The organism is Bacteroides sp. 3_1_13 (assembly GCF_001185845.1).
Lineage (GTDB): Bacteria > Bacteroidota > Bacteroidia > Bacteroidales > Bacteroidaceae > Bacteroides > Bacteroides xylanisolvens.
Genome location: NZ_KQ236956.1, coordinates 1759778 through 1771185 on the forward strand (window position 1 = coordinate 1759778; position 11408 = coordinate 1771185).

6 protein-coding genes are annotated in these 11408 nt (G+C 41.3%); all 6 read right to left on the reverse strand.

Annotated features, from left to right (window positions below):
• Positions 1-20: 20 nt before the first annotated feature.
• From HMPREF9009_RS19665 to HMPREF9009_RS19690, 6 genes are read right to left on the reverse strand one after another with little or no spacing between them, the layout of a single operon-like run.
• Entirely contained in the window at positions 21-1547 is a 1527-nt protein-coding gene (locus HMPREF9009_RS19665; RefSeq protein ID WP_049703065.1) for a RagB/SusD family nutrient uptake outer membrane protein, read from the reverse strand.
• A 24-nt stretch (positions 1548-1571) separates the two neighbouring features.
• Entirely contained in the window at positions 1572-4787 is a 3216-nt protein-coding gene (locus tag HMPREF9009_RS19670) for a SusC/RagA family TonB-linked outer membrane protein (RefSeq protein WP_049703066.1), read from the reverse strand.
• A 22-nt stretch (positions 4788-4809) separates the two neighbouring features.
• Complete coding sequence (locus HMPREF9009_RS19675) at positions 4810-5874, reverse strand: DUF5007 domain-containing protein (protein WP_049703067.1); 1065 nt, start codon at positions 5872-5874, stop codon at positions 4810-4812.
• A complete protein-coding gene (locus tag HMPREF9009_RS19680; RefSeq protein WP_049703068.1) occupies positions 5861-6739 on the reverse strand; it encodes a fasciclin domain-containing protein in 879 nt (292 codons plus the stop codon). Before HMPREF9009_RS19680 ends, HMPREF9009_RS19675 begins: the two co-directional genes overlap by 14 nt.
• 14 nt (positions 6740-6753) lie before the next feature.
• Positions 6754-8343 (reverse strand): RagB/SusD family nutrient uptake outer membrane protein, encoded by a 1590-nt coding sequence (locus HMPREF9009_RS19685; protein WP_049703069.1) that lies wholly within the window; start codon positions 8341-8343, stop codon positions 6754-6756.
• An 18-nt stretch (positions 8344-8361) separates the two neighbouring features.
• Positions 8362-11346, reverse strand: coding sequence for a SusC/RagA family TonB-linked outer membrane protein (locus HMPREF9009_RS19690; RefSeq protein WP_049703070.1), 2985 nt, complete (start codon positions 11344-11346; stop codon positions 8362-8364).
• Between the last annotated feature and the right edge of the window lie 62 nt (positions 11347-11408).

Sequence of the window (11408 nt, forward strand, 5' to 3'; positions counted from 1 at the left end):
ACTATTATCGGGTATCCATTTTATTCCCAATACATATTTTTGGAGATATACGAGTTGTTTTCCAACGCGCCTTTATAGATGGGCCATGTCCATGAACCCTGTTTCAAATTGGCTGTCGTCTCACGATGACCACTTTCGTCGGCAAAAGTAGCAAACGAAGCATCTATAATCTTCTTTGTCCGTACTAAATCATAGAAATAGTGTCCTTCGCCCATCAACTCGCGTACCCTTTCCCAATAAATAGAAGCATCCAAATCATCATTCGCTGTAAAAAGAGTAGCTCCGGCACGTTCTCTAATACGGTTGACTTCTTGCATCGCTTTATCATAATCACCTAATTTGTATAATGCTTCCGCATAAAGCAGAATAGCATCTGCCAGACGAAACACGACGAAATTGCCGGAATTAGGAATCAAAGTAGATCCGTAGCGGTCGGAATTCAGCATTTTTACAATTTCCACAGGATAGGTGGTAGAAGTGCCACCTTCAATGCCTTCTATATAGAGGTAATTAAACCAATATTCCTTTCGTAAATCTTCCCCCTCTTCAGGGTATAGTTGTTTCAGGAAAACCGTACTGTAGGTAAAAGCCGGAGCATTTTTCGAGTAAACCTCATATACCACTTTCGAGCACCACATATGATTTGTCTTGAAAATCTCGCCGGTAGTGATATTCTGGGCTATTTCAAATAAGCCCTCATTGGAATCTCCTTTGAAAACCTGTGAAATCTGATTCATCGGCTGCAATTGATAGTACGTACCGTCAATCCATGAATTCATTTCAGCCAAACGTTTGACTTCAGAATAATAAGTAGACATATTCTCTTCGTCAAAGAAGGCAAGCCACATATTCATGTGCATCATTAGCGTCAGGGCCGCTCCTCTATTGGCGTGCTGGCTTCCTTTTCCGTTACGCCACGGAAGAATGACACAGTCCGGGTCGCTGTCAAGCAATGATTGTAAATCAGACAAACAATTTCGCAGCACTGTAGCTTTATCTGTACGCGGCAATGGTTTGGCAAAATATGCCTCCGTATAATAAGGAACATCTCCAAAAAGACGTACCATAAAGAAGTAGGCCAAACTGCGTAGGAACCGGCACTCGGCACGATAACTTTCTACTTCCCGATCCGTGATATTCTGGATATTGACAACTTCTTCTATCATGATATTGGCAGACTGAACTACTTCATACATCTGCTTCCAATTATAGATAGCACCGAAATCGTCAGTTTTCCCCTCTTCATTCCAGTCTTTCTTACTCTTATAATTCTTCATATCATTTTGAATCAGATATAAATAATCATTCTGATGCTGCCCTGTGATAGGTGCACAACGTACATCACCTGAATAGAGAAAAAAACCATTGGAAGTAGTAGCCTTCCTTAAGCTCTGATAGATACTTAACATAAATGCATGAGCATTGGCCTGCGGACCGGTCCAGAATTTATCTCCCGGTAATTTGCTCTCATCATCTGTATCCAGATTACAACCACCCAATATGGATGTGAAAACCAAAAGCAGACCTATTGATATATATTTCAACATAATTTTCTTCTTTTTATCTGATTATTACAAGTTTAAAACAACACCCATAGTCCATGTACGTGCATTGGGATATCCACCGGAGTAATCTCTACCCAAACCGTTCACACTTTCAGGACTGATGCCCGAATAATTTGAGAATGTCCAGATATTATTAACTGATGCTTTCAAAGTGACTCCACCCACCCGCAACACGCTCAACCAGGATTTTGGTAAACGGTAAGATACTGATACTGTATTGATCTTGAAATAAGAACCATCTTCCAAAAACAGTGTTTGTGCTTCTCTGAAAGGATCTATCTCCTTATTGTGGTGATAATTATAAGGATTCGGATAAACAGCGTTGTAACGATTGCTTTCCGTCCAGAAATTATAGCTTTCAATTGGAACGATGGCTGCATCTTTCTTTAAATCATCAATCTTTCTCTTGGCAGGATATGTGTAAGATTTTAAAGTGTTTGCTAACACAGAGTTGATTACATCACGTTTCAATGTAAAAGAGGTATTGACATGGACACTCACATTTTTATAACCTAAGTTGAAGTAAAATCCTCCATTGATGAGCGGTTGTGCGTTACCTGCTACCACGCGGTCCTTTTCGTCGATGATATAATCACCATTGACATCCACCCAGATGGGGTCTCCCGCCTTAAAGTATGCCTCTTCTGAAGTGCTTGTTCCGACACGGAGCCTTTTTCCGGTAACCGGATCCACCGGTACGTCTTCGTCAGTTGCATATACGCCTTTATTGATATACAGCAACATGGCAGTCGCACTTCCTCCCAAACGGTTGGCTACCCATGCATCTTTGTTGATAAGCTGACGGGCTTCATTCGGAAGTTTGGTCACTACATCTTTATTCATAGAAAAGTTAAGACCACATTCAAGATTCCATTTGCTCTGAACAGGCAATGGTTTACCACGTAAGAAGACCTCCAAACCATAGTTGACCAAGCTGACCTCCGTACTTCTCAGATTGCCGAATCCTGCATGATCGGGCAATCTGACATCACTTAGCTGATTGTCCACTTGTCTGTAATAAAGGTTAATATCCGTAGACAGACGGTTGTTGAACAAAGATGTTTCATAACCCAGATTCCAGGTGGTTGTAGTCACCGGATCCAAGTGTACGTTAGGAAGTCTGTCGAAATTGATAGGAATATAAGATTCACCATCGTACAGGTTATTTGAATTGATATCATACGTACCATATACATCGTAACGGGTAGCGCTATATTTCACCACTCGTCCCCAAGTGGCACGGATACTCATGTTATCAAGGAAATGGCTAAAACGTTCCATAAAGCCTTCATAACCAATATTCCAACGAAAACCGAGGGAGGGATTGAAAAGCCATTTGGTCTTTTTCCCGTATACGGAACTCAACTCCGGACTTAAAGTCGGAGTGAAAATGTATTTTTCGCCTCCTGCCTTGAACGTACGGCTACCTTTGAACGAGAAGGTAGGATTCAGAATCAATGCAAATGTACTCTGATTCTCACTGACACTGGCGGATCCGTCAGATAAAGCATAACCTGCAGGTCCCAGAATATAATCATTGGGCAAACCTTTAAAACTCACTGTATTGCCGGTCCACTTCTTTGAATTATAACGGATACCTGCTGTCAGGCCTACATTGGCAATATATAGATCGAAATCCCGATAAAGATATGTATTTATATACACCTCGGAGGTGTTGGAACTATAATTTTCCTCGTAGGACCGATAATTATCATTATTCAAGACTGCAGGCTTGAACTGCTCACTCTCCGAAGCATTATAGCTATAATTGAACACACCTTTCCACTGTATCCGGTATGGCAACAGATATTCCAGATTGACGGTCGTGGAATAGTTGGAACCAACATTGGAATTGGAAGTACCGAACACTTGTAACGCGTCAACGGATGCCGTATAAAGCGATGGAGGAGGAAGCAGAGAAGAAGCACTTGCCGCACTCGCTACCCCGGACTGCGAAACGGCACTTCCACTACCCGTACTGTTATCGGTGAAACCGACTTTCATATCTACTCCTATCGCGAACTTTGAATTCGGTGACCGATAGTTCATATTTCCTGTCAGTGAATAACGATTGAAGTCAGTATTCTTCACAATACCCTTTTCCGTGTAATAGTTACCGTTAATCTTATAGTTAAACAAGTCATTACCACCTGAAAAGCTCACATTATGAGATTGATTATAGGTGACTCTATAGAATTGATCCTGCCAGTCAGTGCTATTATTCCAATAAGGATTCAAGCTATCTGATATCTGTGGCATGAACATCAAATCCTGATAGCCATGATAGATTCGTGACGTATCATTGTTCAGAATCTGCCACTTTATCAGATTACGTTCTGCATTACCAATAGCCACATCACGCAAACGAGGAGGAGTAGATACGGTAAAGTTACCGGAATAGGCAACTTTCGGCTTCACCGAATTACCTTTTTTCGTTTCAATCAGGATCACACCATAAGCACCGGCCGAACCGTAAAGTGAGGTAGCGGCAGCATCCTTCAGAATCTGTATATTAGCAATATCCTCAAAAGGAATGGTAGAAAGAGGGCTGACACCCGATCCGGAAACTAATCCTTGCGAATCATAATCCTTCACTTCGGATTGGGGAATACCGTCTACCACAAACAAGGGAGCAGAAGAAGCCAGATTCCAGCCGGTATCATTATTACCTACTACTGATATATCGGAAATACCACGTATTGTCATGGTACCTTGTGCACCCGGCAATCCATTGTTCAACTGAATATTCAAACCTGCCACGCGTCCTTGCAGCAAAGACATCACATTAGCTACCGGCGTTTCTGCCAATTCTTCAGCGCGTACTACGAAATTGGAAGAAGTCACACTGGCCTTGTTCACGCGTCTTTGTCCCACAATTACAGTTTCTTCTATCTCTGTCACATCCTCTACCATAAATATATTGACACCGGCAGCCGCTTTCTTCACTCTATAGGTGCTAGGCTTCATCGCAACATTGGTAAAGTATAATTCTACATCCAAAGGAGTCTTGATTTTAAAATGACCCTCCAAATCGGATATAGTTCCCCGGATTCTCTTTTTGGTTTTTGCATCCCGGCATATGATATTTACTCCTGGAAGGGTTTCACCAGTCGACTTGTCATATACAACTCCGCTGGTTTCTACTTCTTGAACACGCTGCGCCATCGCATCAGAAATGCCCAAGAATAATAAAAACAACAATAAAATATATCTATTTTTCATTTCTTCACCTATTTAAGATTAATCAATCTGCCAACTGAGGCATCCCCTTAGCGAAATGAACCAATATCTCCCAATGCGCTTCTTTATAAATAGCGAACACGAAATTAAAATTGTAATAACGTCGGTAACCATATTTAGTCACAACACTGGTTTTAAACTGGACACTTGCTTTCTGACCGCTGGAATCTGTATATGTCGTTTTCCCATTGAACAAAGGCAATGGATATGCCATATCCCATATCACTTCTTTCGAATTCACTTCTTTCAGGAAACCTGCCTGAAACATGTTCTTCCAGTTGGTCTCATTGAAGCGACTCGGACTAATGACATTCCAGGATGGGTCGTAGAATGATACGGATAATGAAGTGGATGGATCTTTTTTATCCTTATTCTCTCTAAAATAGATGTGAATGTCTCTCGGTTCCACAAGTTTGACAGAACCAAAAGAATCACCCGAATCTTCATATCTCATACTGGAGCTCTCCGCACTTACATATTCGGCTATAGCCAACCCTGTCTCAGGATCATATATAGAGGGTTCGAAATCAACTTCGCGAAAAGGCATCAATCTCATTTTTTTCTGGATCTTAAAACCACCGGAATTACTGATCTTCATATTGAATACATATCCGGAATCGGGTTGACAACGTAGTATACTTGAATTGGCCTCACTCCACATTACTATTTCTCCACTGTTCTTACGGACATCGAACAGACGACGATATTCCGTACCCCGTTTGGCATTAATCTCATCAATTGATTGCTCTGTACCCAAATATGGTTTTTTCCATACACGCACCGGATAATACTCTTCCAGTTCGGGTGCCGGAGTTCCATCATAGTGCATCATATCCGTTATTTCACAAGTCAAAGGCAATGTTGACTGTGCACTATTAAATATACCCGTATAGAATGTCGTATGCCCCATTGTCGGAGTAAACAGCGTTGTCGTAAAATTCACATCGCGGTCAAAAGCGTCTTTCTCTTCAGGAAGAAAGTTATCCATGCAACTCGTTCCCGCTACCAGCAGTAAGACAGACGACGCACCCATCCATCCCAGTCTTTTTATTTCTTTAATATTTTTCATGGCCTAAATTTCTGAAGTAATGAATAAACTTGTCAAATCCGAATTCATGTTGTGGAACCATCACATGAATCACACCGTTCTTTGCATATATATCAGTCCACAAGACTTTGGCGGGTTCCCATTTGTCTTTATCCAACGTATTGCCCATATCATAAAAAGTAATGTCTTTGGGACCACCATTGATAAATCCACTGGCAGGCAGCCTTCTGTAAAACAGACTCATGCGATAGGAATGGAGTCCCTGAACAAACTGACCTTCAACAGAAGATGATGTGGACAACTGTTCAGTATCATACAAGCCCGGTACCATATAGCGACATAGCAATGAATCCATTTGTGACTTATATTCATAATCGATATATATGGGATTTCCTTCCTTATCCAACACTGGCGCCTCAAGTCTCTTTTGGTAATTCCACAATTTCTTTAAAGTGAGTTCACCAACAGCGTATGACTCTTTCTCACCGGCATCTTCATCCAAATCTTCTGCAGTGAGTTGCAGTTTGTTCAATTTACGATATCTGTTCAATGACTCTAAAGCTGTTCTGAAACAAGAATCCGGGAGTGCCATCAATGTACATTGTCCTGTCTCATCTTTCAAAGCCCGACGCAATTCATTCAGTTCTAACGGAATTCCTAACGCGTCCTCTTCTTCATCCGGCAAATCCAGAAAATACATCAACGAATCAAAAGTAAGTCCCAATTCAGGATCGCCTGCTTTCAAATATTCATAGATGGTACCGTCATATCGGGTCATTCCCACCCCTTTCGAACCTGAAAGATCGACATCTGCTACGGAAAAATCCGTGCATGAAGAAAGTGCTAAGACTGCCAGGCTACATGTAATAGTCAATAACTTATTCATAGTATCTTGAGTTTTTATCGTTTCCAATAATCATTTTGTTCGATAGCCGGATTCTCCCGCATAACGTTTTCACTCACCGGCCAATAAATTCCTCCATTATTTATCAGCGTCATCATTTCCCAGTCGTCTCCGACAATACGGGCTTCACGGATACGGTCATACCATCGGTGTCCTTCACCTATCAGTTCTCTACGGCGCTCCTGAAATATCTCTTTCAATAATTTTTTAGGATCGCTATCCAAATTCTTCGCATAAGAGAGACTCGGTAGATTGCGCATATCACGCAGTTCGTTCAAAAGCGACAGGGCGTCCGACACACGATTGAGAATAACTAATGCTTCGGCACGCAACAGCTGCATATCCGCCAGTCGGGAGAAGATGATAGAAGAACTGTAAACTCCTAAGTTATGCGAGCCATTTTCACTACCGGTAACGACCTGTATCTTTGAGAAGATCGGATATTCCAAACTTAAACCGGTAATGTAATTTTCATAATATGCGACGGGAGTAGTAAGGTCATTCAGCCCAAACCGATTGTCCGAAGTATATCCTGACATAAACATATTTACCAATGTATCTTTGGAAAGATAAATATCGGGTAACTGTTTCCGCACAATGGGTTCTGCCAATGTCCATGATTCCAAATGTCCGTCAGTTCCCACCTCGTTTATCTGATTGCTGGTATATTTATAGTTGAAAGACACCAGGCGGGCCGCACGATAGTCGGCATTATAATCATCATAAAAAATCCCTTTAGAGCTAACCAGATTCGATGTTGTTGTAAGAACTTCTATGGTCTTGATAAAATCCGGCACTTTATCCAGCACCTGTGCAGAATAAATATCAGCATCGATATAATTGCCTCTCCAAGCTTCCACATGCGCCAAAATCGTATATGCGGAATAACGATTCAAAAGCACACCTCTCCACGTATTAGCATCAAACCCATAATACTTGTCTGATGTAGCTCCCAATTGCTCCGGCAGCAGTTTGGCTGCCTCACGCAGTTCGCTTATCACATAATTTAAAACGATCCCGGCATCTGTACGAGCCACTTTCGGGAAACTGCCATTATCATAAGAATAGGTAATCAAAGGTACATCTCCCCACATCCGGACCATATAGAAGTAGGCTAAAGCACGAATTACACGTACTTGTGCCGCATCGTATGTATAGTTGACTTCCGAATAAGCGGGATCTTTTTCCACTACTTCTTTGGCTTTTTCGATGAAAAGACAAGCTGCATTGATTACCTTATAAAAACGTGTCCAATCGGATATTTTCTTTATATTTTCAAAAGGACTGTCCAGTTTGTTGTCTCTGATAGCTTGCAGGTCACTACGAGTCCGTACGGTGAAATCACCCATCCGAAGATCGCCGGTAGCCCAAAAAGTATTATTCTCACCCAACGCTGTTCGCATCAATCCGTAGACACCGAACATTGCGGAGCGTGTATCTGTCAGTGAATTCCATTGCTGTTCCTGCGTAGCGACATGAAAGAATTCATTGTCATTCTCCAACAAATCACTGCATGACGAAAAAAGTAAGGGAGCGGCCAGCACCAACAGCTTCATCATCCTTTGTATGTACAATAATCGATTCATATTTAATTATGTATTAGATTAAAAATTTAACTTCAACCCTACAATGACTGAACGGGAAAGCGGCTGACCATAACCTCTGTAATATCCGTCCATCTCTACCAGTTCAGGATCATCTCCGCTGAAACCGGTGAAAGTGAGCAAATTGTTTCCTGTAACGTAGAAATAGATGTCTTTGAGCTTTTTCTTGGATGCATCTTTCTTCTTTCCTTCTCCTTTGTATGCTTTCTTTCCAATGGGCATGGTATATCCCAATGTCAACGAACGAAGTTTCAGATAAGAGAGCTTTTCCAAAAACAAATCCTGTTCGGCGCGATAAGGTGTGAGACCACTCATTTGGTTGTACAAAGGATAATTGTCTTTATCATTGGTATTCTGCCAGAAGAAGATTTCGCGCAGACTTTCGAGTGATGGTGTGTTTTCCAATGTCAGGAAGTTATAGCGTTGTGAGGAACGATAGTTAATGGCATCATGTCCTAATGCAAAGAACAAATTGATACCCAAATCGAAACGTCCCAACTTAAAGTTATTTACAAAACTTCCTGTTACTGGTGGCAGACTATGACCTTTCAATACTTTATCATCATCATTAATCACATTGTCGCCATTCTGGTCTTTCCATTTCGGATCGTTTTTCGCAAACTCGATAGAGCTCATAGACAGTTTCTTACCGTCTTTCACAGGAACATCGGCATCGGAAGCATAAACACCCTCGTTCTGATAGAGCCAGAACTGATCAATAGCATGTCCCACCTGCAATTTGCGATTTCCAATCACCAGTTCGTTCAGATTCTCCGGCAATTGCAACAATTCATTCTTATTGTATGCCAGTGAAAAGGAAGCATCCCATGAGAATCCTTTGGCATTATTGAAAGGCTTGCCCGAAAGTGTTACTTCAACACCGGAGTTGCGAACCTTCATGCCACTGGCATATTTATACTCATATCCATATTCCCGACTGACAGGAATGGTTGTAAGCAAATCACAATCCGTATTATTATAATATTCCACTTCTAAAGAAAGACGTTGGTTGAAAAATGAAGTATTCACTCCTATATTCCATTTGTCTGAATAAGGCCATCCTAATTCATATCCTATCCAACCTGTATTGTAAGGACGAGCTACTGTGGCCCATCCATAGTAGGAAGAGGTTACCGGCTGACCAAGACTTGTCATTTCTTCTCCAGTGTACTGCGGACCGGCTGCAAATCTATTGTTATCCTGATAACGACCTATCCGTGCCCATGAACCGCGCAAAGCCAATTCTGAAACTTTTGGCAGGTCCTGCAATAGTAGGTTCTTTAAATTCAGACTTGCACTAGCCGCCGGAGTAAACAACCAGCGACTGTCTTTCTGTATATTGGACGATCCATCTCCACGAAAAACGACTTGTGCGTCAAAAAGATTTTTATATCTATAGTCTACTGAAAAAAGAGCGCTCACCATGTTGTTTTTCATCTTATCGACAAAACGTCTCATGTAGACGAAACCACCACCATTGGTAGACGGTTTGGTGTCATCTGTTCCATCATACGCTTGTGCATAATTATAATGTTGAACGCTTTTCATGATGATCGCCTGTGCTCCCATGTTCAAGAAATGAGTTTTCTGAATATCAAATTTATAATCTGCACTTGACTGCCAAATCAGACGACGGTTGTACCCGGAATAATTAGATACATAATTTACGGATTCCATCAGTCCCATTGGCCAAAAGACATGACGCACATTCGTATTATAATCCATCATCAAACGGGTATCTACATGTAATCCTCCCCATGTATAGTTCACGCCTAAATAACCATTTAAGAGGTTATTCAAATTATCGTCTTTCTTATATTCTTCATAATTGTCAAGATAGGAACGATAAACTGAAGATACGGAAGACAAAGGAGTTGTCAAATCCGGCAGATATTCAATTTCGGCATAACGATCGCGCATATTGCGATTGCCGTTACGAGAAACACGTGCTACATTCAACAAACAGGAAACACCCAATTGATCTGTCAAATTCATGTTTAGAGCAAAGCTCGCTGTCAGTTTATTAAAATTAGTATTGTCTGCTACTCCATCATTACCTGTATAGCCTAACATAAATATGTAGTTGGCCATGCTTCCGCCACTTCCCATCGAAGCACTGAAATTATAAAGAGGAGACATACTATAATAATCGTTTGCCCAATCGGGTTCTCCAAAGAAATTCATATCACGGAAATCTTTCATCCATGCCGGCATCTTGTTCAGATAAGTAGTACGTTGATCGTTCGTGGCACATAGATCGGTAAAGCGCATACGAAAAGCGTAATCGTTGGCCGCATTGGTCATTTTTATTTCTGATGGCGGAATGGCAATACCGCCATTGGCACGGATGAACATATTGCTGCCACCATAATAACCATCTTTCAAATTCACCAGAATAGCACCGTTAGCTGCCAATGGTCCCAACTTTGCCAATCGAGCCGCATCTTTCACTACCTCAATAGAAGCTACATTATCCATGTTCAGACTAGCTAAAATATTGGTAGCTGTACCGATAGGATTCACTTCTGCATTTTTAATACCATATACATAAGCGTCGTTTGTCAACAATGGAATGCCATTGAGAAAAACAACCGGCTGTGCAGAAGACATATCCCCCTTTGAAAATACCGGAGTGGACAAGCCACGAATCAGCATATTCTGCATAGTTCCCGGTTCGCCTGTCGTTTCCTGAACATATACACCAGGCAGCGTACCTTTCAAGTATTGCTGCAGAGATATATAAGGTGAACGCGATAGCTCCCATAAATTGAGCGTATCTTTAGAAGCATAAATCACCGCTTTTTTCTTCGTGTCATGAGCTGCACGAATAAGATCGGTATTTTCCATCATTTGCCCCGTATTCTCGTCCGGGGAAATACTATCATTTGGAAGAAAGAGATGTCCGCCACTCCGAGCAGCTCTAATTTCACTTCCAAATCCCAACAAAGCTACAATAGCGCAAAAACGAATTATTGCATTTTTCATCTGTTGATTAGATTTTAAAGATATTATTATAATTATATTAATACATAACATAAAACTCTCAC

Excerpts from the sequence above, each read along its gene's own strand:
- HMPREF9009_RS19665 (WP_049703065.1), bottom strand. The coding sequence starts at position 1,547 with ATGTTGAAATATATATCAATAGGTCTGCTTTTGGTTTTCACATCCATA.
- HMPREF9009_RS19670 (WP_049703066.1), bottom strand. The coding sequence starts at position 4,787 with ATGAAAAATAGATATATTTTATTGTTGTTTTTATTATTCTTGGGCATT.
- HMPREF9009_RS19675 (WP_049703067.1), bottom strand. The coding sequence starts at position 5,874 with ATGAAAAATATTAAAGAAATAAAAAGACTGGGATGGATGGGTGCGTCG.
- HMPREF9009_RS19680 (WP_049703068.1), bottom strand. The coding sequence starts at position 6,739 with ATGAATAAGTTATTGACTATTACATGTAGCCTGGCAGTCTTAGCACTT.
- HMPREF9009_RS19685 (WP_049703069.1), bottom strand. The coding sequence starts at position 8,343 with ATGAATCGATTATTGTACATACAAAGGATGATGAAGCTGTTGGTGCTG.
- HMPREF9009_RS19690 (WP_049703070.1), bottom strand. The coding sequence starts at position 11,346 with ATGAAAAATGCAATAATTCGTTTTTGCGCTATTGTAGCTTTGTTGGGA.